The sequence below is a fragment of the Mycobacterium sp. Root135 genome (genome assembly GCF_001426545.1).
Classification (GTDB): Bacteria; Actinomycetota; Actinomycetes; order Mycobacteriales; family Mycobacteriaceae; genus Mycobacterium.
In genome coordinates, this window is sequence record NZ_LMEZ01000001.1 from 808,034 (window position 1) to 834,712 (window position 26,679).

General features: G+C 68.8%; 26 protein-coding genes. 5 read left to right on the forward strand and 21 right to left on the reverse strand.

Going from position 1 to position 26,679, the window contains the following annotated elements; genetic code table 11:
• Positions 1-26 precede the first annotated feature (26 nt).
• Positions 27-1,031 (forward strand): HNH endonuclease signature motif containing protein, encoded by a 1,005-nt coding sequence (locus tag ASD37_RS03905; protein ID WP_056548297.1) that lies wholly within the window; start codon positions 27-29, stop codon positions 1,029-1,031.
• Between the two features lie 31 nt (positions 1,032-1,062).
• Here the strand turns inward: ASD37_RS03905 and nusB are convergent, their stop codons facing one another.
• Genes nusB through ASD37_RS03920 form a run of 3 tightly spaced genes read right to left on the reverse strand, consistent with a single transcriptional unit; the run spans position 1,063 to position 3,221 of the window.
• Positions 1,063-1,542, reverse strand: coding sequence for a transcription antitermination factor NusB (gene nusB, locus ASD37_RS03910; protein WP_056548301.1), 480 nt, complete (start codon positions 1,540-1,542; stop codon positions 1,063-1,065).
• A gap of 2 nt (positions 1,543-1,544) precedes the next feature.
• On the reverse strand, positions 1,545-2,108 hold the full coding sequence (gene efp, locus ASD37_RS03915) for an elongation factor P (RefSeq protein ID WP_056548303.1): 564 nt from the start codon (positions 2,106-2,108) through the stop codon (positions 1,545-1,547).
• 21 nt (positions 2,109-2,129) lie between these two features.
• On the reverse strand, positions 2,130-3,221 hold the full coding sequence (locus ASD37_RS03920) for an aminopeptidase P family protein (RefSeq protein ID WP_056548305.1): 1,092 nt from the start codon (positions 3,219-3,221) through the stop codon (positions 2,130-2,132).
• Positions 3,222-3,254: 33 nt separating this feature from the next.
• On the opposite strand from ASD37_RS03920, the gene ASD37_RS03925 reads away from it, so the two are divergent.
• Entirely contained in the window at positions 3,255-3,824 is a 570-nt protein-coding gene (locus ASD37_RS03925; protein WP_056548311.1) for a B-4DMT family transporter, read from the forward strand.
• An 11-nt stretch (positions 3,825-3,835) separates the two neighbouring features.
• Here the strand turns inward: ASD37_RS03925 and aroQ are convergent, their stop codons facing one another.
• The 11 genes from aroQ to ASD37_RS03980 form a co-directional block, all read right to left on the reverse strand.
• Positions 3,836-4,264: a type II 3-dehydroquinate dehydratase gene (aroQ, locus tag ASD37_RS03930; protein ID WP_056548314.1), complete on the reverse strand. Its 429-nt coding sequence runs from the start codon at positions 4,262-4,264 to the stop codon at positions 3,836-3,838.
• Positions 4,261-5,340, reverse strand: coding sequence for a 3-dehydroquinate synthase (aroB, locus tag ASD37_RS03935; RefSeq protein WP_056548316.1), 1,080 nt, complete (start codon positions 5,338-5,340; stop codon positions 4,261-4,263). Before aroB ends, aroQ begins: the two co-directional genes overlap by 4 nt.
• Entirely contained in the window at positions 5,333-5,977 is a 645-nt protein-coding gene (locus tag ASD37_RS03940) for a shikimate kinase (protein ID WP_056548322.1), read from the reverse strand. Before ASD37_RS03940 ends, aroB begins: the two co-directional genes overlap by 8 nt.
• Positions 5,977-7,173, reverse strand: a complete 1,197-nt coding sequence (gene aroC / locus ASD37_RS03945; RefSeq protein WP_056549786.1) for a chorismate synthase — start codon at positions 7,171-7,173, stop codon at positions 5,977-5,979. Before aroC ends, ASD37_RS03940 begins: the two co-directional genes overlap by 1 nt.
• A gap of 42 nt (positions 7,174-7,215) precedes the next feature.
• Complete coding sequence (locus ASD37_RS03950) at positions 7,216-7,710, reverse strand: GNAT family N-acetyltransferase (RefSeq protein ID WP_056548324.1); 495 nt, start codon at positions 7,708-7,710, stop codon at positions 7,216-7,218.
• 22 nt (positions 7,711-7,732) lie between these two features.
• Entirely contained in the window at positions 7,733-8,170 is a 438-nt protein-coding gene (locus ASD37_RS03955) for an A24 family peptidase (protein ID WP_056548326.1), read from the reverse strand.
• Between the two features lie 9 nt (positions 8,171-8,179).
• Positions 8,180-8,968 (reverse strand): shikimate dehydrogenase, encoded by a 789-nt coding sequence (locus tag ASD37_RS03960; RefSeq protein WP_056548328.1) that lies wholly within the window; start codon positions 8,966-8,968, stop codon positions 8,180-8,182.
• A gap of 9 nt (positions 8,969-8,977) precedes the next feature.
• Entirely contained in the window at positions 8,978-10,231 is a 1,254-nt protein-coding gene (gene mltG, locus ASD37_RS03965) for an endolytic transglycosylase MltG (protein ID WP_056548329.1), read from the reverse strand.
• A complete protein-coding gene (gene ruvX / locus ASD37_RS03970) occupies positions 10,224-10,739 on the reverse strand; it encodes a Holliday junction resolvase RuvX (protein ID WP_056548336.1) in 516 nt (171 codons plus the stop codon). The genes mltG and ruvX overlap by 8 nt, the downstream gene beginning before the upstream one ends.
• A gap of 5 nt (positions 10,740-10,744) precedes the next feature.
• Positions 10,745-13,435 (reverse strand): alanine--tRNA ligase, encoded by a 2,691-nt coding sequence (alaS, locus tag ASD37_RS03975; protein ID WP_056548337.1) that lies wholly within the window; start codon positions 13,433-13,435, stop codon positions 10,745-10,747.
• Between the two features lie 96 nt (positions 13,436-13,531).
• On the reverse strand, positions 13,532-13,921 hold the full coding sequence (locus ASD37_RS03980; RefSeq protein WP_162253236.1) for a secondary thiamine-phosphate synthase enzyme YjbQ: 390 nt from the start codon (positions 13,919-13,921) through the stop codon (positions 13,532-13,534).
• A gap of 124 nt (positions 13,922-14,045) precedes the next feature.
• Between ASD37_RS03980 and ASD37_RS03985 the strand changes: the two genes are divergently transcribed.
• The gene (locus ASD37_RS03985) at positions 14,046-14,333 is read left to right on the forward strand and encodes a GlsB/YeaQ/YmgE family stress response membrane protein (RefSeq protein WP_056548339.1); all 288 of its coding nucleotides are present in this window, start codon (positions 14,046-14,048) and stop codon (positions 14,331-14,333) included.
• A gap of 61 nt (positions 14,334-14,394) precedes the next feature.
• Here ASD37_RS03985 and ASD37_RS03990 read toward each other — a convergent pair whose 3' ends face one another.
• From ASD37_RS03990 to ASD37_RS04000, 3 genes are read right to left on the reverse strand one after another with little or no spacing between them, the layout of a single operon-like run.
• On the reverse strand, positions 14,395-15,726 hold the full coding sequence (locus ASD37_RS03990) for a replication-associated recombination protein A (RefSeq protein WP_056548340.1): 1,332 nt from the start codon (positions 15,724-15,726) through the stop codon (positions 14,395-14,397).
• Between the two features lie 17 nt (positions 15,727-15,743).
• Positions 15,744-16,160 carry a TM2 domain-containing protein gene (locus ASD37_RS32665; protein ID WP_082569927.1) on the reverse strand — a complete coding sequence of 139 codons (417 nt, stop codon included), beginning with the start codon at positions 16,158-16,160 and terminating at the stop codon, positions 15,744-15,746.
• A gap of 37 nt (positions 16,161-16,197) precedes the next feature.
• Positions 16,198-17,034 (reverse strand): DUF3097 domain-containing protein, encoded by an 837-nt coding sequence (locus tag ASD37_RS04000; protein WP_056549788.1) that lies wholly within the window; start codon positions 17,032-17,034, stop codon positions 16,198-16,200.
• Between the two features lie 111 nt (positions 17,035-17,145).
• Between ASD37_RS04000 and ASD37_RS04005 the strand changes: the two genes are divergently transcribed.
• Both ASD37_RS04005 and ASD37_RS04010 read left to right on the forward strand, forming a co-directional pair.
• The gene (locus ASD37_RS04005) at positions 17,146-17,628 is read left to right on the forward strand and encodes a MerR family transcriptional regulator (RefSeq protein WP_056548344.1); all 483 of its coding nucleotides are present in this window, start codon (positions 17,146-17,148) and stop codon (positions 17,626-17,628) included.
• Positions 17,621-18,646 (forward strand): aldehyde reductase, encoded by a 1,026-nt coding sequence (locus tag ASD37_RS04010; RefSeq protein WP_056548345.1) that lies wholly within the window; start codon positions 17,621-17,623, stop codon positions 18,644-18,646. Before ASD37_RS04005 ends, ASD37_RS04010 begins: the two co-directional genes overlap by 8 nt.
• On the opposite strand, the gene ASD37_RS04015 is transcribed toward ASD37_RS04010, so the two are convergent.
• From ASD37_RS04015 to ASD37_RS04030, 4 genes are read right to left on the reverse strand one after another with little or no spacing between them, the layout of a single operon-like run.
• Entirely contained in the window at positions 18,643-19,704 is a 1,062-nt protein-coding gene (locus tag ASD37_RS04015) for a putative zinc-binding metallopeptidase (protein WP_056548346.1), read from the reverse strand. The genes ASD37_RS04010 and ASD37_RS04015 overlap by 4 nt on opposite strands.
• On the reverse strand, positions 19,697-20,608 hold the full coding sequence (locus tag ASD37_RS04020; RefSeq protein ID WP_056548347.1) for a transglutaminase family protein: 912 nt from the start codon (positions 20,606-20,608) through the stop codon (positions 19,697-19,699). Before ASD37_RS04020 ends, ASD37_RS04015 begins: the two co-directional genes overlap by 8 nt.
• Positions 20,605-23,286: a circularly permuted type 2 ATP-grasp protein gene (locus tag ASD37_RS04025; RefSeq protein WP_082569928.1), complete on the reverse strand. Its 2,682-nt coding sequence runs from the start codon at positions 23,284-23,286 to the stop codon at positions 20,605-20,607. Before ASD37_RS04025 ends, ASD37_RS04020 begins: the two co-directional genes overlap by 4 nt.
• Positions 23,286-26,642, reverse strand: coding sequence for a DUF2126 domain-containing protein (locus ASD37_RS04030; RefSeq protein WP_056548354.1), 3,357 nt, complete (start codon positions 26,640-26,642; stop codon positions 23,286-23,288). The genes ASD37_RS04025 and ASD37_RS04030 overlap by 1 nt, the downstream gene beginning before the upstream one ends.
• Positions 26,643-26,679: the final 37 nt, after the last annotated feature.

Consider the following 26,679-nt stretch of genomic DNA (forward strand, 5'->3'; position numbering starts at 1 on the left):
CCGATGCCAAGGCCTTCGACGCCCGGTTGAGTGCGGTCGCCGACACCGCGTGCCCGGCCGATCCCCGGACCAAGGACCAACGTCGCGCCGACGCCATCGGCGCCATATCTCACGGCAACGACCGCCTGGCCTGCCTCTGCGACGCCGACGACTGCCCCGCAGGTGAGAACCCACCCTCGACCGGGGTGGTGGTCTACGTGATCGCGAGCGCGGACACCCTCGACGAACGGCCCGCGCCCGCTTCACCGCCGCCTGCGCCGACACCCGACGTACCCAGTGAGCCGCCGACGTCTGACGAGCCGAATGAGGCTGCGGCACCGGCGGAGTCAAGCGAGCCCACCGCCCTCGACGGCTACGCCCCGGCCATGTTCAGCAAGCCGCTGCGCGAGCTGACGCTCACTGAAGCCCTCACCCCCACCCCGGGTCGGCTGGCCAACCTGCGGCCCGCCGCCCTGATGGGTGGACAGTTCCTCCCCGGGGCGATCGCCTGCCGCGCCACGGTCGGGGCCACCATCACCGCGATCGTGCACCCCGGACAAGCACCACCGGAACCCCGCTACCGACCCTCCAAGAAGCTGGCCGACTTCGTCCGTTGCCGCGACATGACCTGCCGCTTCCCGGGCTGCAAAGTGCCGGCAACGAATTGTGATGTCGACCATACGATTCCGTGGCCCTACGGGCCGACGGCCGCATCCAACCTGAAATGCCTATGCCGAAGACATCACTTGCTCAAAACGTTCTGGGGTGGCCAAAGTGGTTGGCGCGACGAGCAACTCGACGACGGCACCATCATCTGGACCGCACCCGACGACCGGCGATACGTCACCACACCGGGCAGCCGCCTGCTCTTCCCCGAACTCAGCGAACCCACCGCGACAGTGGTCGCCAACGGCACTCCTACGCCGCACACCGCCGGGCTGACCATGCCACGCCGCAAGACCACCCGCGCCCAAGACCGCGCCAACCGCATACAACGCGAACGCGGAACTGAGATTGGTAGCGACACCGAAGATGTGCACTCGACGCCATGAACACGCCGCAAACAGGTGCGCTGGCCTAGGGCTAGGAGACCTCGGGAGTGCTTCGAACCGCGGCGGCAGCCGCACGAATCTGAGGAGTCACCAGCATGACCTGACCGAGGACGCCGTTGACGAAGCCTGGCGACTCGTCGGTGGACAAACTCTTGGCCAGCTCCACGGCCTCGTCGACCGCGACAGGCTCCGGCACGTCCTCGGCGTAGAGCAGCTCCCACACCGCGACCCGCAGCACCGCGCGGTCCACCGCGGGCAAGCGGTCCAGCGTCCACCCCTGCAGGTGGGCGGAGATCAGGTCGTCGACGTGCGCGGCGTGCTCGGTGACGCCGCGCGCCACCGTCACGGTGTACGGGTTCAGCGTGGACAGCTCGGAATCGCTCGCGGCCAACGTGGTCCTGCCCTCGGCGATCTCGGCGGGCGTCAACCCGCGAGCCTCCGCCTCGAACAGCAAGTCGACGGCACGCTTGCGCGCTTTGTGGCGACCGTGGTCACCGCGACGGTCAGGCATGGTCAGCCATTGACGCGACCGAGGTAACTGCCGTCGCGGGAGTCGACCTTGAGCTTGTCACCGGTGTTGATGAACAGCGGCACGTTGATCTGGGCGCCCGTCTCCATGGTGGCGGGCTTGGTGCCCGCGCTGGAGCGGTCGCCCTGCAGGCCGGGGTCGGTGTGGGACACGATCAATTCCACGGTGACCGGCAATTCGACGTAGAGCGGTGCGCCTTCGTTGAACGCGACCTGGACGGGCATGCCTTCGAGGAGGTAGTTGGCCGCGTCGCCGACCAGCGTCTCCGGCAGGGGGTGCTGCTCGAAGTCCTGGGCGTCCATAAACACGAAGTCGGTGCCGTCACGGTAGAGGTACGTGGTGTCGCGGCGGTCGACCGTCGCGGTCTCCACCTTCACACCCGCGTTGTACGTCTTGTCGACGACCTTGCCGGACAGCACGTTCTTGAGCTTGGTACGCACGAACGCGGGACCCTTGCCCGGCTTGACGTGCTGAAACTCGGTGATCTGCCACAGCTGGCCGTCGATCTGGAGGACGAGCCCATTCTTGAAGTCGGCGGTCGATGCCACGGGGGTACTACTCCTAGCCTTTTAGAGAATCGCCAGTTCCTTGGGGAACCGGGTCAGCAACTCGGGTGCGGGTTTGTCATCACTGCCCACGACCAGCGTGTCCTCAATGCGGACGCCACCACGGCCGGGCAGATAGACACCGGGCTCCACGGTCACAGCAGAGCCAGCAAGCAGTGTACCGGCGGACGACGCACTAATTCCCGGCGCTTCATGGATCTCCAGCCCAACCCCGTGTCCGAGGCCGTGCCCGAAGTTCTCGGCGAAGCCCGCATCGGCGATGACCTGCCGCGAAGCCCCGTCCACCCCGGACAGCGACACACCGGGCGCCAGAGCCTCCCGGCCACGGCGCTGAGCGGTCGCCACCAGGTCGTACACGTCAATCTGCCACTGCGCGACGGGTGCCAATACGAACGTCCGCGTCATGTCCGAGTGGTATCCGGCGACCAGCGCGCCGAAGTCGATCTTGACGAAGTCGCCCGCAGCGAGTTCGGCGTCGGTCGGGCGATGGTGTGGAATCGCCGAGTTCGCACCCGTCGCGACGATGGTCTCGAAGGACACCCCGTCGGCGCCGTGGTCCAGCATCCGCGACTCCAGGTCGCGACCGACCTCCTTCTCGGTCCGTCCAGCTCGCAGCCCACCGGCGGCGACCAGGTCGGCGAGCGCCGCGTCGGCCGCCTCGCACGCCAGCCGCAGCAGGGCGATCTCCCCCGCGTCCTTGACCTCTCGGAGCGCCTCCACCGCGCCGGCGGCCCGCACCAGCTCGACGTCACCGGCGGCCTTCACCATCAGGGCGTGGTTGTCGACCGTCACGACGTGGCTCTCGAACCCCAGCCGCCGCACACCACGGCCCGCCGCGGCCGCCGCCAGATGCGGCGCGCACGCGCGTTCGATGACCACCTCGGCGTCGGGAGACTGCTGCGCGGCCTGCGTGACGTACCGCCCGTCGGTCGCCAACACCGGAACGTCGTCGTCGACGCGAATCAGCAACGCCGCATTCGAACCGGTGAACCCCGACAGGTACCGGACGTTGACCAGGTCCGTTACCAACATTGCGTCCAGGTCGGCGGCGGCCAATCGGCGACGCAGGCGCGCCCTGCGCTGGGAAATCGTCACAGCGCATGACGGTACTCGCTACGCTGTGCCCTCATGAGTAAGTGGTTGCTGCGCGGACTGGTGTTCGCTGCCCTGATGGTCATCATCCGATTGCTTCAGGGAGCCCTGATCAACCTGATGGAAAGTCAGGCGCTGTGGATCAGCATTCTGCTGGTCGCCGTGTACGCAATCGCCGCGTTCGTGTGGGGTCTGGCCGACGGCCGGGCCGACGCGCGGGCCAACCCCGATCCCGACCGCCGTGGCGATCTGGCGATGACGTGGCTCGTCGGCGGCCTCTTCGCGGGCATCGTCAGCGGCTTCGTCGCATGGTTCATCTCGCTGTTCTACGAGAACCTGTACGCCCAAGGGCTGCTCAACGAGGTCACGACCTTCGCCGCGTTCACCGCGCTGCTGATGTTCGTCTTCGCCATCGCGGGCGTGGCCCTGGGTCGTGGGCTCGTCGACCGCAAGGCACCGCCGGTGCAGCGCTACAGCGCTGCCGACAGTGACCGCGACCGCGCCGACACCGACGTCTTCGAGGCCGTTCGTGACGACCGCGACGAGGAGACCGCCAGCGTTCCCGCCGGTGAGACCGCCCCGACCAAGGTCGAAGAGCGCTCCTAGCTCCCTAGCTCCTAGCGGCCGGCGAGATAGCGCAGCGCCAGCAGATAACCCTGGACGCCGAGACCGACGATCACACCGGTCGCGACTCCACTCAGGTACGAGTGATGCCGAAACTCTTCGCGCGTGTGCACGTTCGAGATGTGCACCTCGATCAGAGGGGCCGTCAGCTCGGCGCACGCGTCCCGCAGCGCGACAGACGTGTGGGTCAGCGCCCCCGCGTTGAGCACGACGGGCTCCTTCGCGTCGGCAGCCGCGTGCACCCAGCCCAGCAGCTCGGCCTCACTGTCGGTCTGCCGTACGACGACCGTCAGGCCCAGCTCGGCGGCTTCGCGTTCGATGAGCGCCACCAGATCGTCGTGGGTGGTGCTGCCGTAGACCTCGGGTTGGCGCTTGCCGAGCCGGCCCAGGTTGGGTCCGTTGAAGACGTTGACGTTGGTCATCGGGTACCGATCTCCGAGTACGCGGCCACCAGCAGCGCCGGGTCGGGGCCCTCCAACCGGCCAGGCTTGGCCAAGCCTTCGAGCACCACGAAGCGCAGCACGCCGGAGCGGGTCTTCTTGTCGCCTGCCATGTACTCGAGCAGTTGCGGCAGCGCGTCGGCGTCGTAGGTCACCGGGAGGCCGAGCGCGGTGAGTATCGACCGGTGCCGGTCGGCGGTCTCGTCGTCGAGTCGTCCTGCGAGCCTGCCCAATTCGGCCGCGAACACCAGGCCAACCGACACGGCGGCACCGTGGCGCCAGCGATACCGCTCCCGGCGCTCGATGGCGTGAGCCAAGGTGTGTCCGTAGTTGAGGATCTCGCGCAGCTGCGATTCCTTCTCGTCGACTGCGACGACCTCAGCCTTGACCGTGACGGCACGCCGGATGAGTTCGGGCAGCACCGAACCCGTCGGATCGAGGGCTGCCTCGGGATCGGCCTCGATGAGGTCGAGGATCTTCGGGTCGGCGATGAAGCCGGCCTTCACGATCTCGGCCATCCCGGCCACGATCTCGTTGCGCGGCAACGATTCCAGCGTCGCAAGGTCCACCAGGACCGCAAGCGGCTGATGGAATGAGCCGACCAGGTTCTTGCCGGCGTCGGTGTTGATGCCGGTCTTGCCGCCGACGGCCGCGTCGACCATTCCGAGAAGCGTCGTCGGCACGTGCACGACGTCGACGCCCCGGAGCCACGTGGCCGCCGCGAAGCCGCTGACGTCGGTCGCCGCGCCGCCACCGAGGCTGACGATGGCGTCTTGGCGCCCAATGCCGATGCGGCCCAACACGTCCCAGATGAAGCCGACGACGGGAAGCTCCTTGCCCGCCTCGGCGTCCGGGATCTCGATGCGATGGGCGTCGATTCCCTTCTCCGACAAGTGCGCTCGGATCGACTCAGCGGTCGCGTTGAGGACCGGCTGGTGCAGGATCGCCACCCTGTGGCGTCCGTCGAGAACGCGGCCGAGGTCCTCGAGCAACCCCGTCCCGATGATCACCGGGTAGGGCCGGTCGACGAGAACGTTCACGGTCACGGGTTCAGTCATTGCGCGCCTCTGCTCGACGGGCCAACGCCGCAGGACTGGGCGGGGCCTCTGTGGTGGGTGCTGGGTTGAGAACGGTGGGCAGTCTGCGCCACGCCGACCGGCGGCGCCGCCGCGGCTGCTGACGGTCGCCGTTCGCGGATTCCAGCTTCGCCACGATGTGGCGGACGACGGCCCCGGGGTTGCGGCGGTTGGTGTTGATGCGCATGGTGGCGATCTGTCGGTACAGCGGCACGCGCTGAGTCATCAGTTCCCGGAAGCGCTCTCCGGGGTCGACGCCGGCCAGCAGCGGCCTGGTGGCGCCGCCCGAGGTGCGTCGAACGCCTTCGGCCGCACTGATTTCCAGGTAGACGACGGTGTGTCCCGCCAGCGCTTCTCGCACGCGTGGCGTGGTGATCGCGCCACCACCGAGGGACACGACGCCGTCGTGTTCGGCGAGGGCGGCGCACACAACGTCGGCCTCGATGCGCCGAAACTCCGGCTCACCCTCGCGGAAGATGTCGGCGATGGTGCGGCCGGTGGTCTCGACGATCTTGGCGTCGGTGTCCAGCAGTGGAACGTCCAGAGCCCTGGCCAGTCGGCGCCCGATGGTGGACTTGCCCGATCCGGGCATGCCCACCAGCACGGCCAGGGGTGCCATCAGCCCGTCGCCCGTGCGGCATCTCGCGCGGAGATCGAGGCCAGGTATGCGTCGACGTTGGCCTTGGTCTCGGAAAGCGAGTCGCCACCGAACTTCTCGAGAGCGGCGCGCGCCAGGACCAGTGCCACCATCGTCTCGACGACGACGCCGGCCGCGGGCACCGCGCACACGTCGGAACGCTGGTGGATTGCGACGGCCTCTTCGCCGGTGGTCATGTCGATGGTGGCCAACGCCTTCGGAACCGTCGAGATCGGCTTCATCGCCGCGCGCACGCGCACCGGTTGGCCGTTGGTCATCCCGCCCTCGAGACCGCCCGCGCGGTTCGTCGACCGCATCGCCCCGTCTGGGCCGGGGTAGATCTCGTCGTGGGCGACACTGCCGCGGCGGCGGGCGGTTTCGAAGCCGTCGCCGATTTCGACGCCCTTGATGGCCTGGATGCCCATGACGGCCGCCGCCAGTTGGCTGTCGAGCCGGTTGTCGCCGCTGGTGAACGAACCCAATCCGATGGGCAGGCCGCTGACGACCACTTCGACGACGCCACCGAGGGTGTCACCGTCCTTCTTGGCCGCCTCGATCTCGGCGATCATCGACTTCTCGGAGGCTTCGTCGAATGCCCGCACGGGGCTTTCGTCGATGCGGGCCAAGTCTGCTGGCAGCGGCGGCGGGCCGTCGTAGGGGGTGGACGCGCCGATCGAGATGACGTGGGACAGCACCTCGACACCGAGCGCCTGGCGCAGGAACGCCCTGGCGATGGTGCCTGCGGCGACTCGGGCCGCGGTCTCGCGGGCGCTGGCCCGCTCCAGGACCGGGCGGGCGTCGTCGAAGCCGTACTTCAGCATGCCTGCATAGTCGGCGTGGCCGGGCCGTGGCCGGGTCAGCGGGGCGTTGCGCGCACCGTCGAGGTCGGCCGGGTCGACCGGGTCCGACGCCATCACCGTTTCCCACTTGGGCCATTCGGTGTTGCCGATCTCGACGGCGATGGGGCCGCCGAGCGTCAGACCGTGGCGGACCCCCGTCAGCACCGTGACGGCGTCGGCCTCGAACTTCATCCGGGCGCCTCGCCCGTAGCCGAGCCTGCGCCTCTTCAATTCGGCGGCAATGTCTGCCGTGGTGACCTCGAGACCGGCCACCATTCCTTCGACCATCGCTACCAGCGCGCGGCCGTGTGATTCACCAGCTGTGGTCCATCGCAACACGCGTCCCATCTTCCCATGGCGCCCCCGACCTGAGGTAATCCGTCACGCCAGGCTGCGCTGCAACAGCAACGTGTCGACCCGTCGACCGTGCTTCTCGCCGACCCGAACGAGCCGGCCCGCGTCGGTGAAGCCGAACCCGCGATGCAGTTCGACCGAGGCGGGATCGCCGGTGTCGGCAATCACCGCGATCACCTCGCGGAGCCCCGCCGCGCGACAGGCGACGAGGAGTTCGCGCATCAACTCGGTGCCGCACCCCTGCCCGACGGCCGACGGCGACACGTAAACCGAGTCTTCGACGGTGCCTGCATAGGCAGGCCTGACCTTCCACGGCGCGCAGTAGGCGTACCCGGCGACTACGCCGTCGCGTTCGGTGACCAAGAACGGCAACCCGGCCCCGACGATCGCGTCGAAGCGGCGTCGCCACTCGGCGTCGTCCGGTGGCTCGAGCTCGAAGGTCGCGATGCTGGTCAGGACGTAGTGGGCGTAGATCTCGGCCACGGCGGCCAGGTCGTCGCAGTTGGCGGTGCGGGTCGGCATGCCCAACGGTAGGACCTGGCGATCAGGTGATCACCATGGCAACCGCGGCCGCCGTCGCCACGCACATCGACGGCCCGTGCGGCACGGTGACCCGCCCCCGGTCCCGGCCCGACCGGAGGACGACCAGGCCCCACAACGCGGTCAGCAGCGGAGCCCCCACCGCCGCGATGACCCACGCGTCGCTTCCGAACGCACCCGTCAGGGCGCCAAGGCCGAGCGCCAACTTCACGTCGCCCGCGCCCATCGCCGCGGGCGCAATCAGGTGGACGAGGAGGTACAGCGCCGCCAGCGCGACCCCGCCGAGAAGCGCCGCGGTGCCGCGCCCGGCCAGCGCCGCGACGACGAGTACCGCCACCGCGCCGGGCAGGGTCAACGCGTTGGGCAGCCGACGCTGCCGCACGTCGTAGACGGTCAACGCCACCAGCCACGCGACGGCGGCACCCAGACCGATCCACCCCATGGGACGAGCCTAGGTTCGGCCAAGGGCGGCGATCATCGCCTCTTTCGGTGCGGGCTGGCCGGTGAATCGTTCGACTTGGGCGAACGCCTGGTTCAGCAGCATCTCCAGACCGCTGACCACTCGGCCACCGCGGGCGTCGACGGCTCTGGCCAGTGGCGTCGGCCAGGGGTCGTAGATCGCGTCGAGAAGTACCGCTGCGGCGTCGACGGTGTCGGCGTACTGCGCGGCGACGTCGGCGGGAATGGTGCTGATTACGACGTCGAGACCCGCGATCGGGGTGCCCAGCTCCACCCAGCGGGCATCGACGCCGAGTCGCGTTCCGAGTTGGACCAGCGCGTCGGCCTTGTCGCGGTTGCGGGCGACGATCGAGACGTCTCGAGCGCCAAGCTCGGCCAGCGCCACGACGGCCGCTGGCGCCGTCCCGCCCGCGCCGAGCACCGCAGCCGTCTCGACGGTCGTCGTCCGACCGAGGGCACCGGTCACCCCGTCGACGTCGGTGTTGTCCGCCAGCCACCCCGAGGCCGTCCTGACGAGGGTGTTGGCCGAGCCGACGAGTTCCGCACGGGCGGTCCGCTCGTCGGCGAACCGCAACGCGGCGAACTTGCCGGGCATCGTCACCGACAACCCCACCCACTCGGGCCCGAACCCGGCGACCAGCGGGGGCAGATCGGCCGCGGTGCACTCGATGCGCTCGTAGGTCCAGTCGGCCAATCCGAGCGCACGGTAGGCCGCCAGGTGTAGTTGCGGTGACCGGGAGTGCGTGATCGGCGAGCCGAGGACGGCCGCCCTAGAACTCATCGTGTGGGCTCATCGTGCGCTGTCGAGCACACCGTTGCGTCTCGCGATCTCGATGTTGGCCAGGTGCTGCTGGTAGTCGCGGGTGAACAGGGTGCCGCCCTGCATGTCGACGGTGACGAAGTACAGCCAGTCCCCGGGTTCGGGATTCTCCGCCGCGGCGAGCGCGGGCTGCCCGGGCGCACAGATCGGAGTGGCCGGAAGTCCTTCGCGCACATAGGTGTTCCACGGCGTGTCCCTGCCGCGGTCGGCGTCGGTGGTGGCGACCTCTTGCCGGTCCAGCGAATAGTTGACCGTCGAGTCGAACTCGAGGCGGCGGTGATCGGGGGCGATCAGCCGGTTGTAGATCACCCTGGCGACCTTCGCGAAGTCCTGCGGCTTCGACTCCCGCTGGACGAGCGACGCCACGATCAGGACTTCGTACGGCGTCAGGTTCTCGGCGTTGCCTGCCGCGAGCAGACCGTTCTGCTCGTACTGCGTGGCACTGGCGCCGATCAGCGTCGCCAGGATGTCGGGGGCGGCCGCCGACGGGTCGATGTTCCAGGTGCCGGGGGCGATGAGCCCCTCGATGCGCCGGTGGTCGGCGCCCAGCGCCTTGACGGGCTCGAGCGCCCACGTGGGAATCGCCAGTGCCGCGGGGTCGGCCGCAGTCGCGGCGTTCTTCAGGTCGTCGGCCTTGACGCCGCACGACTTGTCCCCGTCCAGGTCGACGCACGTCGCGTCGGCGATCAGCGAGAAGACGCCCTTGGTCACCGCGCTGGTCTTGACGTCGGCGATGTCGTCGAGCTGACGCCCCTCGGGAATCGTGAGCCGGCCGACCCGGTTTTGGGGGTCCGCGAGCCGGGTGACGGCGTTCGCGGCCGGGATCTCGGTGCGCACCTTGTAGAAACCCGGCTGGATGGCCGAGATGGACGCGTTGCCGGCCGCGGCGTCGACGAAGGCCTGGGACGTGGCGACGACGCCGCCGTCCTGCAGGGTCTTGCCGATCGCGGTGGTGGAGTCGCCGTTGTGAACCTGCACGACGACGTCCTTGACGCCGTCACCCTGGTAATCGGTCGGCGTGCCGAACATTCCGTGCCACACCCGGGAGCCGAGGAAGACGACCCCGACGACGAGGGCCAGCAGGACGGTGACCGAGAGCATGGTGAGGTGCCTGCGCCGCCGACGGTTGCGGTTGGCGCGGGCCCGCTCGGTGCGACTCATCGTCCGGCGGGGCCGGCCGACGGCTTCGGGCTCCGGGCGGTCGCGAGCCCACTCGTCAGGCATCGGCCGCTCCGCTGCTCTTGGCCAGCACGTCTCGCCGCTGGTCCAGCCAGGTCTGCAGGATGCCGACGGCGGCCACCTGGTCGATCATCGATTTCTGTCCCTTCGCGCGGATGCCGGCCTCCCGCAGTGACCGCTGCGCGGTCACGGTGGTCAGCCTCTCGTCGGACAGCCGTACCGGAACCGGGGCGATCCTGGCGGCGAGTGCGTCGGCGACGGCAATCGCATCCAGTGCCGACGGCCCGGTGCGGTCGGCGAGTGTGCGTGGCAGGCCGACGACGACCTCCACGGCTTCGAGTTGTTCGGCCAGTTGCGCCAAGCGGCGGATGTGCTTGCCCTTGACGTCCCTTCGGTCCCGGGCCACCGTTTCGACCGGCGTCGCCAGGATCCCGTCGGGGTCACTGGTGGCCACGCCGATCCGCACGGTGCCGACGTCGACTCCGAGCCGTCGTCCTCGTCCGGGGTCGTCGCCACCGGGCCTGTCGGGCTGACGGTCGTCGGTGTCGGTCACCGACGTCAGCTCCGGGCGATCTCTGCCAGCAGTGCCGACAGCGCCGCGTCGACGTTGGACGCCCCGCTGCCCGAGCCCTGCGCCAGGTCGGCCTTTCCGCCGCCGCGGCCGTTGAGTGGCCCGCCGAGCACCTTGACGAGGTCGTTTGCGCTGAGCCCGAGGTCTTGCGCGGCCGGGTTGACGGCGACGATGAACGGCACCGTGTCGCCCTCGCCCTCGGCGACCAATGCGACGACGCCTGGCTCGGCTCCGAGCTTGCCCTTGACGTCGCCGACCAGGCTGCGCAGATCCGCGGCCGAGACGCCGCCGGCCATGCGCTGTGCCACGACACGCACCTTACCGACGAGCTCGGCGCCAGCGGCGGCGTCGGCTGCGGCCGCCCTGGCGTTGGCCAACCGGGACCGGTCGAGTTCCTTCTCGGCGACCTTGAGGCGTTCGACGAGGGTGGCGACGCGGGCGGGAACTTCCTCCGACGGCACCTTCAGCGACGACGCCAAGCCGGCGAGCAGCGCGCGTTCCTTGGCCAGGTACTTGAACGAGTCGAGCCCGACGTACGCCTCGACGCGACGGATGCCGGAACCCACGGAGGATTCGCCGAGGATCGTCACCGGTCCGATCTGGGCGGAGTTGTGTACGTGCGTACCGCCGCACAGCTCGAGTGAGAAGGGCCCGCCGATCTCGACGAGCCGGACGTCCTCGGGGTAGGCCTCGCCGAAGAGCGCCATCGCGCCCATGGCCTTGGCCTTCTCCAGCTTGGTGTACATGGTGTTGACCGCGTAGTCGGCTTGGACGGCCTCGTTGGTGACTACCTCGATCTGCTCGCGCTGGTCGTCGCTGAGCGCGCCCTGCCAGTTGAAGTCGAATCGCAGGTAGCCAGGCCGGTTCAGCGAACCGGCCTGAACGGCGTTGGGGCCCAACACCTGTCGCAGCGCTGCGTGCACCATGTGCGTGCCGGTGTGGCCCTGGGTGGCGCCGTGGCGCCAGGTGGGGTCGACGCTGGCGACGATGGTGTCGCCCTCGACGAATTCGCCCGACTCGACGTTGACCCGGTGCACGAACAGCGTCTTGGCGATCTTCTGCACGTCGGTGACGGCGGCCTTGGACGTCCCGGAGGCGCCAACACCACTGATGGACCCGATGTCGGCGATCTGCCCGCCGGACTCGGCGTAGAGCGGGGTGCGGTCCAGGACCAGTTCGACGCGTTCGGCGGAGTTGCCGTCATGCGCGACGACCGGCACCCGCTTGCCGTCGACGAAGATCCCGAGAATCCTTGCCTCGGAGGTCAATTCGTCGAAGCCGGTGAACTCCGTCGCGCCGGCGTCGACGAGCTCGCGGTACGCCGACAGGTCGGCGTGGGCGTGCTTGCGGGCGGCGGCGTCGGCCTTGGCGCGCTGGCGCTGCTCGGCCATCAGCCCGCGGAAGCCCTCCTCGTCGACGGTCAGGCCGGTTTCGGCCGCCATCTCCAGGGTGAGTTCGATCGGGAAGCCGTAGGTGTCGTGCAGTGCGAAGGCATCGGCGCCGGACAGCACCGACACGCCAGATGCCTTGGTGGACGTGGCCGCATCGTCGAACAGGCGCGAGCCGGAGGCCAGCGTGCGGTTGAACGCCGTCTCCTCGGCGATCGCGATCCGGTTGATCCGGTCGAAGTCCGTGACCAGGTCGGGGTACGACGGACCCATCGCGTCCCGGACGCACGTCATCAACTCGCCCATGATCGGGGTGTCGATGCCGAGCAGCTTGGCCGAGCGGATGACCCGGCGGAGCAGTCGGCGCAGAACGTAGCCGCGGCCGTCGTTGCCCGGGGTGACGCCGTCGCCGATGATGATCGCCGCGGTGCGACTGTGGTCGGCGATGATGCGGTAGCGGACGTCGTCTTCGTGGCTGCCCGCACCGTATCCCCGCGGGGCGATGCCGGCGACGAGGTCGATGACCGGGCGCATGAGGTCGGTCTCGTAGACGTTGTCGACGCCCTGCAACAGGCAGGCGACGCGCTCGACGCCCATGCCGGTGTCGATGTTCTGGCGCGGCAGCGGGCCGAGGATCTCGAAGTCGGACTTGCCGGTGCCCTCACCCCGCTCGTTCTGCATGAAGACGAGGTTCCAGATTTCGATGTAGCGGTCCTCGTTGGCCTCCGGGCCGCCGTCGACGCCGTATTCGGGTCCGCGGTCGACGTAGATCTCCGAGGACGGACCGCACGGGCCGGGGATGCCCATCGACCAGTAGTTGTCGGCCATGCCACGGCGCTGGATGCGCTCCAGCGGCAGTCCGGCGACCTCCTGCCACAGGGTGATGGCCTCGTCGTCGTCCAGATAGACCGTCGCCCACAGTGTTTCGGGGTCGAAGCCGTAGCCGCCCTGATCCTGGGGATTGGTCAGCAACGTCCAGGCGAACTCGATGGCGCCCTTCTTGAAGTAGTCGCCGAAGGAGAAGTTGCCTGCCATCTGGAAGAAGGTGTTGTGGCGGGTGGTGATGCCGACTTCGTCGATGTCCGGGGTGCGGATGCACTTCTGCACGCTGGTCGCCCGGTCCCACGGTGGCTTCTGCTGACCGAGGAAGTACGGCACGAACTGGACCATGCCTGCGTTGACGAACAACAGGTTCGGATCGTCGAGGATGACCGATGCGCTTGGCACCTCGGTGTGGCCCGCGTTCACGAAGTGATCGAGGAAGCGCTTCCTGATCTCGTGTGTCTGCACGTGCTGCTGTCCTTAATCAATGGGGGTCTTGCCGGTGCCGATTCTCGACCGCATCACACTACCGGCCCATCACGATCAACCTGGCAAGGGCGCGGCTCAACCCTCGATGAAGGTGATGCGGACGTTGCGGCGCGGGTTGTCCCTGTTCAAGTCGACCAGCACCACGCTCTGCCAGGTGCCGAGCAGTGGTTGCCCCGCCTGAACGGGGATCGTGACCGACGGCGCCACGATCCCGGGCAGCACGTGGTCGGCGCCGTGGCCTGGGGAACCGTGGGAATGGCGATAGCGATCGTCGCGCGGCAGCAGTCGTTCCAGTGCGTCGACGAGGTCGTCGTCGGACCCGGCCCCGGTCTCGAGGATGGCGATGCCGGCCGTGGCGTGCGGCACGAAGACGTTGCACAAACCGTCCCCGCGCGACGCGCAGAAGGTGCGGACGGTGTCGGTCAGGTCCACGGTGCGGCGGCGGGAGGTGTCGACGTCGATCAACTCGGTGTTCACGCACCCGAGATTACGTCGCACCGTTATTCACGGCCACGTTTATTGGTGCCCCGCGGGGGTACTCCCGTTCCAGCTCAACGCACCTCGCATACCCCGACGAAAGTGATCCGCAATGACTCCCACTGGCATCATCACCGCTATCGTCATCGGCGCCATCATCGGCCTGCTCGGCAGGCTGGTCCTCCCAGGCAAGCAGCCCATCGGGTTGCTCGTCACGATCCTCGTCGGCATCGTGTCGGCCCTCATCGGCACCTGGCTGGCCCGTCAGCTCGGCATCCCGACCGCAACCAACGGCATCGACTGGATGGAACTGCTCGTCCAGGTCATCGTGGCCGCCCTCGGCGTGGCCCTGGTGGCCGGCCTGATGGGCCGACGCCGTACGGGCACTCTGCGCCGCTAGTCCGCTAGAACATTTAGGGCCGCGATTCGACGAGAATCGCGGCCCTGAGTGCGTTTTGGGGCTAGCGCCGTCTGCGGAGAATCGCGCGCAACTTGTCGAGGCGCCCGGCGATGTCGCGTTCCGCGCCGTGCGTCGTGGGCCGGTAGTAGTCCACGCCGACCAGGTCGTCGGGAGAATACTGTTGCGCCACAATGCCATCCGGGTCGTCGTGGGGGTACGAGTAGCCCTGGGCGTTGCCGAGCGCGGCCGCACCCGAGTAATGACCGTCGCGCAGATGCGGCGGCACCAACCCCGCCTTGCCTGCCTTGATGTCCCCCATCGCCGCCGCAAGCGCCATCGTCACCGCGTTCGACTTGGGTGCGGTCGCCAGGTGCACCGTGGCGTGGGCCAGGGTCAGCTGCGCCTCCGGCATCCCGATCAGCTGCACGGTCTGCGCGGCGGCCACGGCGGTGAGCAAGGCCGACGGGTCGGCCATTCCGACGTCCTCACTGGCGAGGATCGTCAACCGCCGCGCGATGAAGCGCGGGTCCTCCCCCGCAGTCAGCATCCGCGCGAGGTAGTGCAGTGCGGCGTCGACGTCGGATCCGCGCACCGACTTGATGAAGGCGCTGACGACGTCGTAGTGCTGGTCGCCGTCACGGTCGTAGCGGACGGCGGCCTTGTCCAACGACTGCTCGATCACCTCTACGGTCACGCGGTCACCGGCCTCGGCCGCAACCTCCAACGCGGTCAGCGCACGCCGGGCGTCACCTGCCGCCAGTTGGACCAGGAGCTCGACCGCGTCGGGGTCGACGGACACCGACCCGCCGAGGCCGCGCGGATCGGCGACGGCCCGTTCGACGACGGCTCGCACCGCGTCGGCGCCCAGCGGCTGCAGCTGAAGGATCAGCGAGCGCGACAGCAGCGGCGCCACGACGGAGAACGACGGGTTCTCCGTCGTCGCGGCCACCAAGAGCACGACGCGGTTCTCCACGGCCGCGAGCAACGCGTCCTGCTGAGTCTTGGAGAACCGGTGTACCTCGTCGATGAACAGCACGGTCTGCTTGCCGTGCACCGCCGCCCGTCGGGCAACGTCGATCACGGCGCGAACGTCCTTGACCCCCGCCGACAACGCCGAGAGCGCCTCGAAGCGGCGCCCCGTCGCCCGGGAGATCAGCGACGCGAGCGTCGTCTTACCGGTGCCCGGCGGGCCGTACAGGATGACCGACGCCGCACCCGACCCGTCGACGAGCCGCCGCAGGGGTGAGCCGTCCCGCAGCAGGTGGTCCTGGCCGACGACTTCGTCGAGTCCGGACGGCCGCATCCGAACGGCAAGCGGGGACGACGGTCCCCCACCGGGAATGCCTTCACCCTCGCCCGGCTCGGGAGCCACGTCGAACAGACCATCAGCCACGGGACAGGCTTACCACTTCACTCGCGCAGTGGCCGTCCGCTGGGGTCTTGCACCTTGCCGAGCAGGATCAGGATGCCGTCGACGAATGGCCAGATCGCTCCGATGCCACAGGTCAGCAGGCTCACCGCGAGCTGGGCAACGGCAATGCCGTTGTAGCCGAGGTAAAAGCGGCCGATGCCGAAGGTGCCGAGGAAGATCTGCAGCAGCCCGGCGACCATCTTGCTCTTGTCCGACAGCGGCCTACCCCAGGGGTCAACGCCGAACTGCCCGGGGTACGGCGGCGGGTAGCCGCCGTACTGCGCTCCGTACTGAGGAGGTGGCGGCGGGTAGCCCCCGTAGCCGCTGACCGGCGGCGGAAGGAACGGATCCGAACCGTACGGCGGCGGGTACGGGGGGTTCGAATCGGACGGCGGCGGAGGCGGAGGCACTGACATGCCACGGATGATGTCATTACCGGGGCGGCGTCCACCACTAACCAGTGGTGACGAAGTCGATCAGTTCTTCGACACGGCCGATCAGCGCGGGCTCCAAGTCGTTCCAGTCCCGCACCCTCCCGCGAATGCGACGCCACGCGGCCGCGATGTCGGCCTGGGTCGCGTGCGGCCACCCCAGCGCGTCGCAGATGCCGTGCTTCCACTCCACGCTGCGCGGGACGACGGGCCACTTCTCGAGGCCCAGCCGGGCAGGTTTCACCGCTTGCCACACGTCGACGTAGGGATGACCCACGACCAGGGTGTTCCCCCCGCCGGGGCCCCGACGAACCGAGTCGGCGATGCGCGCCTCCTTCGATCCGGTAACCAAGTGGTCGACGAGAACGCCGAGCCTGCGACCAGGGCCGGGGTCGAAGTCCGCCACGATGGCCGCGAGATCGTCGACGCCGCCGAGGTATTCGACGACGACGCCCTCGACGCGGAGGTCGGCGCCCCAGACCTGCTCGACGAGTTCGGCGTCGTGGCGCCCCTCGACGTAGATGCGGCTGGCAAGAGCCGTTCGGGCGCGGGCGTTCGCGACGGCGACCGAACCCGATGCCGTCCGGGTGGGCGCCGCGGGGGCCTTGGCCTTCGGCGGGGTCAGGATCACCGGCTTGCCGTCGACCAGGAATCCGGGACCCACGGTGAAGGGGCGCCGGTGACCGTCGAAGTCCTCGAGCACCATCCGGCCGTACTCGACCCGCACGATGGCGCCGACGTAGCCGGTCTCGACGTCCTCGACGACCAGGCCGACGTCGGCCGCCATCTCGGTGGACCGCACCCGCCGCGCAGCATGCGGGTCCCTGGCCAGAATGTCGGAGCCGTATCGATCTTTCACGCAGACGAGCCTAGGAACGATCGCCACGGCCGTCGGCTGCCGCGCCGACTCCGTGACCGATCGGTGACCGAGGCTTGACTTGAAGCGCTTCAAGTTCGGCACACTGACGTCATGACCATCGACACGGTCGCGACGGCTGATCGCGACCTCACCATCCAGCAGGTCTCGCGCCGCACGGGGCTTGCCGAGTCGGCCCTGCGGTACTACGAGCGCATCGGCCTCATCGAGGCGGTGCCCAGGGATCCCAGCAGCGGCCACCGGCGCTACCCGGCCGACCTCGTCGGCGCCGTCGAGTCGCTGAGTTGTCTACGCGGGAGCGGCATGTCGGTCGCGGACATCAGGCGGTACGTCGCCAACACCAGGCGCGGCGCCGAGGCGACCGCCGACCAACGCATGCTGTTCGACGCGCACGCGGTGAGGTTGCGCGACGAGATCGCCCGGCTGCAGCTGCGGGAGCGTTACGTCACGGCCAAGGCGCAAATGTGGGCCGCCAGGGAGGCCGGTGACGTGGCAGCCGAACGCGAGATCGTCGAGACGGTCCTCGACCTCGGTGCCCGCCTGCTCGAGGACGAGGCGGCGACCACCCATGGCTGAGCATCGGCGACTGGTCCTGGTCACCGGCGGCTCGGGATTCCTTGCCGGACACGTCATCCTGCGACTGCTGTCAGGTGGCTACCGCGTTCGCACGACGGTTCGCTCGCTCGGCCGCGAAGCCGGCGTGCGGGCCGCGCTCGGGCTGGCGTCGGACGACGCCGCGCTGGAGTTCGTCGCGGCCGACCTCACCTTCGACGACGGCTGGACCGCAGCGGTCGACGGCTGCGACGCCGTCCTCCACGTGGCGTCGCCGTTCCCCGCCCGCCAACCGGAGAACGAGGACGACGTCATCGTGCCTGCCCGCGAGGGCACCCTGCGGGTGCTGCGCGCCGCCTCCGCCGCCGGGATCCGACGGATCGTGCTGACCTCGTCGTTCGCGGCCGTCGGGTACAGCCCGAAACCCACGGGCGAGCCGTATGACGAGGGCGACTGGACCGACGCCGCCGCACCCAACTCCCCCTACGTGAAGTCCAAGACGCTCGCCGAGCGCGACGCGTGGGAGTTCGCCGCCGCCAACGACGTCGAGCTGACGGTGGTCAACCCGGTCGGCATCTTCGGCCCCGTCCTCGGGAGGAACCTTGCGACGTCGGTGCAGATCGTGAAGGGACTGCTCAACGGTCGACCACCGTTGTTGCCGCACGCGTCCTTCGCGGTGGTCGACGTGCGTGACGTCGCCGATCTGCACGTCATCGCGTTGGAGCATCCACGGGCAATCGGCGAGAGATTCCTGGCCGCGGCCGGTCAGCCCGTGTCGTTCCCGGAGACCGCCGCGACGTTGCGGTCTCGACTGGGTACCGCGGGACGTCGCGTGCCCCGGCTGACGGCGCCCGACTGGGTGGTGCGGACGGGAGCCCGGTTCGTGCCCTCGCTGCGCGAACTGGCCGGACTGCTCGGCGAGCCGAAGCGAATATCGGCCACCAAGGCCACCGAACTGCTTGGCTGGCAACCTCGTCCGGTGGCCGACACGCTGGTCGACACGGCCCAAAGCCTGCTCGACGGCGATCTCGTCGGACGCTAGTCGGTACCCCTGGCCGCGGCGAGCTTGACCGGGTCGGAGGTGACCTCGTCGATCACGGTGTGGATGAACCGCATCTTCTCGAGCACCTTCGCGGGCAGTACGAACGGGTACAGGTCGTCGTGGCCCATGGACCTGTTGACCATGTTCAGCGCCCACGACAGCGGGAGCCACAGGTCGATGATGGCGTCGAAACCGCTGGGCCCCAGGTTCCTTCGCTCGAAGGTCGCCCCGGCCGGGGCGAAGCTGAAGGCCGCGGCGGTGTCCAGGGTGTCGCGGATGTGCAGGTAGTGCGCGAAGGTTTCCGCCCAGTCCTCGGCGGGGTGCATGGTGGCGTAGGACGACACGTAGTCGCGCTCCCAGCCCGGCGGTGCGCCTTCGCTGTAGTGCCGGTCGAGTGCGGCCTGGTAGTCCGCCTCGGCGTTGCCGAACAGTTCTCGGGCCCGTTCCTGGTACTCGGGTGCCACTCCCACCAGTCGGTAGTAGTAGTAATGCCCGATCTCGTGACGGAAGTGCCCGAGCAGAGTGCGATACGGCTCGGCCATCGCGATCCGCAGCTGCTCGCGGTGGACGTCGTCCCCCTCGGCGAGGTCGAGGGTGATGACGCCGTTCTCGTGTCCGGTGAACACCTTCTCCATCGCGCTGGACAGCAGGTCGAACGCCAGCCCGTAGTTGGGGTCGACGTCGCGACCGACGATGGGAAGCTTCAGGTCGACGAGCTCGACGATCAGCCGGCGCTTGGCCCTCTCGGCGATCGCGAACGCGGCCATCGCCTGCGTGTCGGCGTCGTTGGGCCGCATCCTGGTCAGTGCGCACGACGTGCACAGCTGCGGAACGGGAGCCACCTTGACCAGCCAATTGCACTTGGCGGCATGCAGATTGGCACACAGTCGGTACTCGCTGGCGTCGACGGCGCCGCCGTGCTCGCTCTCCTCACCCGACGCGATGACCAGGAAGGCCATCTCGTCGAGGGAGAAGCCGAGGCGGCTGCGGCACGACAGGCACACCGAGTTCTCGAAGGCCAGGTGCTGCCCGCAGTTGGGACAGATGAAGTCACGCACCGGCGACTCCTCCGACCAGTGGGGCCACGTCGACGGACACGTCGATCTTGCTGCTCTCGGAGTCGGTGTAGATGATGCCGCGCAGTGGTGGGACGTCGGCGTAGTCACGGCCGAAACCTGCTACCACGTACCGCTCGTCGACGAGCGCGTCGTTGGTGGGGTCGAATCCGAACCACTGGTTCTGCGGTGTCCACACCGACGCCCAGGCGTGCGTCGCGTCGATCCCGACCATGCGTTCCCTTCCAGGAGGTGGGTCCGTCGCGAGATAGCCGGAGACGTAGCTGGCGGCGAGACCGTTGGAGCGCAGGCAAGCTATCGCAAGCCGCGCGAAGTCCTGGCATACCCCTTCACGGGCCACCAAAACTTCCGCGACCCTGGTCGAGATGGTCGTCGAACCCGACCGATAGGTGAAGTCGTGGTTGATCCTGGCGTTCAAGTCGCGGAGCACCTCGACGAGCGGCCGGCCGGGCGGAAAGCTGGGCGCGGCGTAGTCGCGGACGGCGTCGGTGATCTCGGGCTTCTGCAGATCGAGGGTGAACTCGACGGCCAGGGCGCCGTCGGTGCCGACCGGGCGAGAGATCTCCCACGGCGCGAGTGCCGCTCCCCCGGTGTACAACTCGGCAGGCGGCGGGTCGACCTCGACCACCGAGTGACTGGTGATGGTCAAGGCCCGATGTCGTTCGGTGACGTGGAAGTACGAGCTGACGTTGCCGTAGCCGTCGCGGCTCGTCGACCGGTCGGACGCCTCGGGGTCGATCAGCAATTCGTGGGACACGCACCGCTGCATGGCCGTGTCCCGCGGCGTGAGGAAGCCACGTCCGTAGGAGCTCGTCACGTCGTCGGAGTAGGTGTACATCGTCCGATGGGTGATCTCGTAGGCCCTCGTCCCCACCACGGAGGTCATGGCATGGCCCGCCTCTCGTCGGGGCCCCAGATGGGTTGCATCCCACCGGGAAGCGACAGATGCGTTGCGGTGATGCGACGGGACAGCTCCCGAAGATCTTTGTGGATGCCGCCCAGCAGACCGTCGAGCTCGGGCCGCACGCCGTCGCTGACGTCCTCGAGGTCGTCGGGGTCGAGCCGCCGCAGCCGCGCCCCGACCTCGTCGACGAGCCGTTCGGGGCCGGTGGATCCCGACGAGGAAGGAAGCGCCTTGAGGTCCACCCGCAACCGTTCGAATTGGTACGCCAACGAGCGCGGGTTCTCCTCGTCGAACAACAGCAGATCCGCCACCGCAGCCACACTCACCTTGCCGAGCGTGCGCCTGCGATAGATGACGGACGACTCACACGCCACCAACGTCGACTCGGTGATCGTCTGCTCGGCCCCACGACTGCGCGCCGTGGTGAGCGTGGCCCGCATCAGGGCGGTCAGCCAGATGCCCCGCTCGATGCGCTTGCCGATGTCCATCATCGTCCAGCCGACGTCGCGCACCATCGACTCCGCCGCCACGCCCGACATCGCCAACATTCCCGCCAGCGTCTGGCTGTGCGCAGTTGCCAAGTAGCCGTCACCCTCGGTGTGGGAATCCGGTGGCATCGCCGAATGCCGAAGCACGGCACGGTCGATCGCTGCAAGCACCATCCAGGTGTCGTTCGACATTTGGTCGCGGACCGCGCGGGCGGCCGACCCCAGCCGCTCCACCGACTGTGCCAGCGATCCGGCGCGCCGCCGGTCGGCGGTCAACGCCCACAGCGTCGTCGGCGCGATGGCGATCATCTCCGCGGCGTCGTCGGAGGCACCGGTGTCGGTACCCGTGATCCGCCCGAGCGCCGCCAACAAAACGGGGACGCACTCGCTGCCCGGCATGTCCTGGCGATAGCGGAACTCGTGGTGACGCTCGCGGGTGACGCTGAGCAGTCTGGCCATGTTCTCGGCCCGTTCGCAGTAGCGCCCCAGCCAAAACAGGTCCGACAACACGCGCGGCGAGCTGACCGCGCGGGTCGGGCTCGGGGTGATCGACGGCAGATCCACCGAGGGGGCCACCGTGCGTTCGGCGGTCACCCTGGTCGGAGACCTGACCCAGACGTCCTTCGCCGCAAGGGTGTTCATCCGGTAGGCGGCGTTGCCCGGCTCGAGCAGGTAGCCGAGACCGCCTTCCATCGGGGCGTATCCCCCGCGCTGGGCGACGGTGAACAACCGCATGCCCGTGCTGCCCGGCGACAAGCCGTTGGGTGAATGCGCGGTGGGCGCCGAGGAGAACTGCGGCAGTTCCTGACCGACCCACTGCCACGGGGTCGCACCGATCCGCGCCGCCAGGTTGTCGCGCTCCTCGGTGGTCAGCGCGGGTCCGACGATGGGTTCGCCACCGGTCACCGGTCTAATCAGCAGTGTCGGGAGGTGACTCAGTAGATGCGAGCGTTCGACGTCGACGCCACCCCAGTACATCGGCGCCGTGGTCAACTGCGGCGCTTCGCCGACGAGGAGCTCGGACAGTTGCGGCAGGAACCGTTGCACGCCTGGGCTTTCCAAGATTCCGCTGCCGAGGGTGTTGACGACGGTGACCGCACCGCGTCGCAGCACCTCGACGAGGCCGACGACACCGAGCCGCGAATCCGACCTCAGGTCGAGCGGGTCGGCGTACGCGGCGTCGACCCGGCGCAGAACCACGTCGACGCGTTTGAGCGTGCCGAGCGACCGCATCCACAGCTTGCCGTCACGCACCACCAGATCGGCATTCTCGACGAGGGGAAAGCCAAGCACGCTGGCCAAGTAGGCCTGGTCGAATGCCGTCTCGGAGTGGATTCCCGGGCTGAGAACGACCACCACGGGTTGTTCGGCGGCCTCGGGGGCGGCGTCGATCAGTGCCAGTCGCAACGCCTGTGCCCAGGGTGACGCCGGCCGCGGGGCGATGCGTTCGTAGAGTTCGGGGAACGCGTGCGCGACCACCCGTCGGTCGGCGAGGGCGTACCCGGCGCCCGACGGCGCCTGCGTCCAGTCGGCGTTGACGCGGAACTCCCCGGATCCGTCGCGGCTGACGTCGACCCCGTGCATGAACAACTGATGCCTACCGGGCACCTCGATGCCGCGGGCGGCCCGGATGTAACCGGGGTGGGAGAACAGCAGCTGTGGCGGCAGCACGCCGCTGGTGATCGACCGGCGGGCTCCGTAGAGGTCGGTCAACACGGCGTCCATCAACCGCGACCGTTGCACCAGACCGGCTTCGAGCGTTTCCCAGTCCGCCGAGGAGACGACCATGGGCAGTGGGTCGAGATGCCACGGACCGGGCACCTGGGTGCCGTCCCCATGGGTGACGGCGTCACCGGGATGGTCCACCTGGACGAAGGTGATGCCGTCGTTGTCGACGAGGCTGCTGACCACCGAACGCAACCGTTCGAGGCCGAATTGGCCGCGTTCGACGACGCATTCGGCCATCTCCTGCCAGGCCGGTCGGACGCCACCGGCCGAGTCGACGAACTCGTCGTAGCCGCCGCCGGCTGCCCCGCGGACGTCGAAGAGCGACTCCTGGGCGCGAGCGGCCCCGTATTTCGCCAACAGGTCAGCGGCACCGGTCTCAGCAGCGAAGCCGAGACCGGAGACGGCGGATGTGGGCTCCGGCGGGCCGCTGGTGCGTAAGACCATCACCGCAGCACGGTACGCACCCGACGCAGATCCACGATGCCCGGCGCGCCCACGTCGGTGGACTGACGGGCCTGTTTCTCCCGAATGTCGGACACGTCGACGTGACCGGGGGTGAATCCGGTGGCCTCGAACCGTCGCCCCCGTCGCGATTCCGCTTCGACCGCGTTGACGGGAGGGTTGTCGTAGGACCGGCCGCCGGGGTGGCTGACGTGGTACGTGCAACCGCCCCGCGACGTCCCGGTGGCGAGGTCGATGAGCTCGAACCGCAGTGGGTCGTCGACGGTGATGGAGGGATGCAGTGCGCTCGGCGGTTGCCACGCCCGGTAGCGGACGCCGCCGACCTGGACGTCGCCGTTGCCGGTCGCCAGCAACGGGATGGGGTATCCGTTGGCCGTGACGACGTACCTGTCGCGGTCGGCCCCGATCAGGCGGACCTGTAGGCGTTCGATGGAGGAGTCGACGTAGCGGGCCGTGCCGCCGGCGGTCGACTCCTCGCCGAGGACGTTCCACGGTTCGATCGCGCCGCGAAGTTCGATCTCGACACCGTCGAACACGGCCGTGCCGACACGTGGGAAGCGGAACTCCGTGAAGGGGTCGAGCCAGCTGGTGTCGAAAGCGATGCCGTGCGCACGAAGATCGGCCGCGACATCGGCGATGTCCTGAATGATGAAGTGCGGCAACAGGTATCGGCCGTGGAGGTTGGCGCCGTGGCGGATCAGCGGGGCGCGCAGCGGCTTGTCCCAGAACCACGACACCAGGGAGCGCACCAGCAGCGACTGGACCATCGCCATCTGGAAGTGCGGTGGCATCTCGAAGCCGCGGAGCTCCAACAACCCCAGCCGACCCCGTGCGCTGTCCGGGCTGTAGAGCTTGTCGATGCAGAACTCGGCGCGGTGGGTGTTGCCGGTGATGTCGGTGAGGAGGTGGCGGAGGGCGCGGTCGGTGATCCACGGAGCGGAGCTTGCGGAGCGACCATGTTCCAGCATGGAGGTGTCGTCGCTTTCAAGATCCGCTGTGAGGCGGGCGATCTCGGCGAACGCGATCTCCAACTCGTACAGCGAATCCGGGCGGCCCTCGTCGACGCGCGGCGCCTGCGAGGTGGTGCCGATGAAGCGTCCGGAGAACAGATAGGACAGGGCCGGGTGGCGCTGCCAATAGGTGAGCATCGACACCAGGAGGTCGGGCCGCCGAAGCATCGGGGACTCGGCGGGCGTGATGCCGCCGAGGGTGATGTGGTTGCCGCCGCCGGTACCGCCATGGGTGCCGTCGACGTCGAACGACTCGGTGGACAGGCGCGTGAGTCGTGCCTGCTCGTAAAGGGTTTCGAGTTGTTGCCGCTGCTCGGCGAAGCTGGTGGTCGGGGCGACGTTGACCTCGATGACGCCGGGGTCTGGTGTCACCGACATCGTCGTCAGGCGCTCGTCGGACGGGGGCCCGTAACCCTCGAGAACCAACGGGCAGTTCGCCTCGGCGGCCGCCGCCTCAAGACGCGTCACCACGTCGACGAAGTGTTCGAGTTCCTCGGTCGGCGGAAGGAAGACGTAGAGCACCCCGTCGCGGACCTCGGCGACCATCGCGGTGATGGGGGCGCCGTCGGCCTCTTCGACTTCGGGTTCGACGTCCTCTGAGTCGTCGTCGAGAAGCTTGCCGCGAGGAGCAAGGGGGTCCGCTTCGTGCGAGGCGCGGGGTGGCTTCCAGCTGACGGCGTCCAGCGGCAGGCGCAAGCCGGCAGGTGAGTCGCCGGACAGCAGGACGATGCGTCCCCGCCGGAACTGCCAGTCCGCGCTGGCCCAACCGGTTTCGTCCTCCCGGCGGTGCAGCGGCAAGACGTATGCACTCGGCTCGGTGACCGACTGGTCCAACCGGGTCAGCAGATTCGCCCTGGCGTCGGGCGTGTCGGACTCGAGGTCGTCACCGCCGGCGACCGGCTCACCCGCGGGCTGCCGAACCGCGGCGGCCAACTGGCCGAGTGCGTCCTCGAAGGCGGGTCGAACCTGCGAATCGGGCAGCCCGAGCCCGGCGGCCACGGCACCGAGGACCCGCAGTGCCGAATCGGCGGGCACCGGGTCGGCGGGAGACTCGGACCACGGGTCGGCGAGGAGCGCGGGGTTGGTCCACAGCGGCTGACCGTCGGCCCGCCAGTGCAGCATGATCTGCCAGCGCGGCAACGGTTCTCCGGGATACCACTTCCCCTGCGATCGCTGCACCAGCCCCTGCGGCGCCCAGATTTCCTTGAGCCTGGCGGCCAAGGCCGAGGCCCGTTCGCGTTTGTGGGGTCCGTCGGCGTCGGTGGTCCACTCCGGGTCGACCTGGTTGTCGATCGAGACGAACGTCGGCTCGCCGCCCATGGTCAACCGGACGTCGGCCGCAGCCATCCGGGCGTCGACTGCGGCGCCAAGGTCGACGATGGAGTCCCATGCGGCGGGTGTGTACGGCAGCGTGACGCGGGGGTCCTCGTGCACCCGGGTGACGAGGTTGGAGAAGTCGAGCGTCACCCCGCACGGGTCGGTGGCCCCGGTGATCGGCGCGGCCGACGCCGGATGCGGCGTCGCCGACAGCGGGATGTGGCCTTCACCGGCGAACAGCGCCGAGGTCGGGTCCAGACCGATCCAGCCCGCGCCGGGGATGTAGACCTCGGTCCAGGCGTGCAGGTCGGTGAAGTCGGCGACGGGCCCCGACGGACCGTCCAACGCCTTGACGTCCGACGTCAACTGAACCAGGTAGCCCGAGACGAACCGGGCGGCCAGACCCATCTGGCGCAGCACCGACACCATCAACCAGGCCGAGTCGCGGCAGGATCCGATGGCGGTCTGCAGGGTGTGGTCCGGTGTCTGCACACCGGCCTCCATGCGGACGCTGTAACCCACGTCGGCGTTGATCGCACCGTTGAGCGCGACGAGGAAGTCGATGGTGCGGGTGCCCGGACGAACGCTGAAGTTCCTGACCCAGTCCTTGGCGAGCTCGCCGGGACCGGAGCCGTCGCCATCCTCGTCGACCGGCCGCAGGTACGGCTTGAGATCCTCCAGCAGCGCCTTCGGATATTGGAAGGGCCACGTCTCGGCGAAGTCCTCGATGAAGAAGTCGAAGGGGTTGATGACCTTCAGGTCGGCGATGAGGCCGACGGTGATCGTCAATTCACGCGTCCGAGTAGGAAACACCAGCCGGGCGAGGAAGTTGCCGAACGCGTCCTGCTGCCAGTTCACGAAGTGATCGGCAGGCTCGACCTGCAGCGAATACGCCTCGATCGGGGTGCGCGAGTGCGGCGCAGGACGAAGACGGACGACGTGCGGATGAACTTCTACCAGCCGGTCGAACGTGTAACTGGTCCGATGTTCCAGCCCCACCTTGATTCCCATAGGCGTTGATCCCACCACACCCGGACGGGGGGTGCAT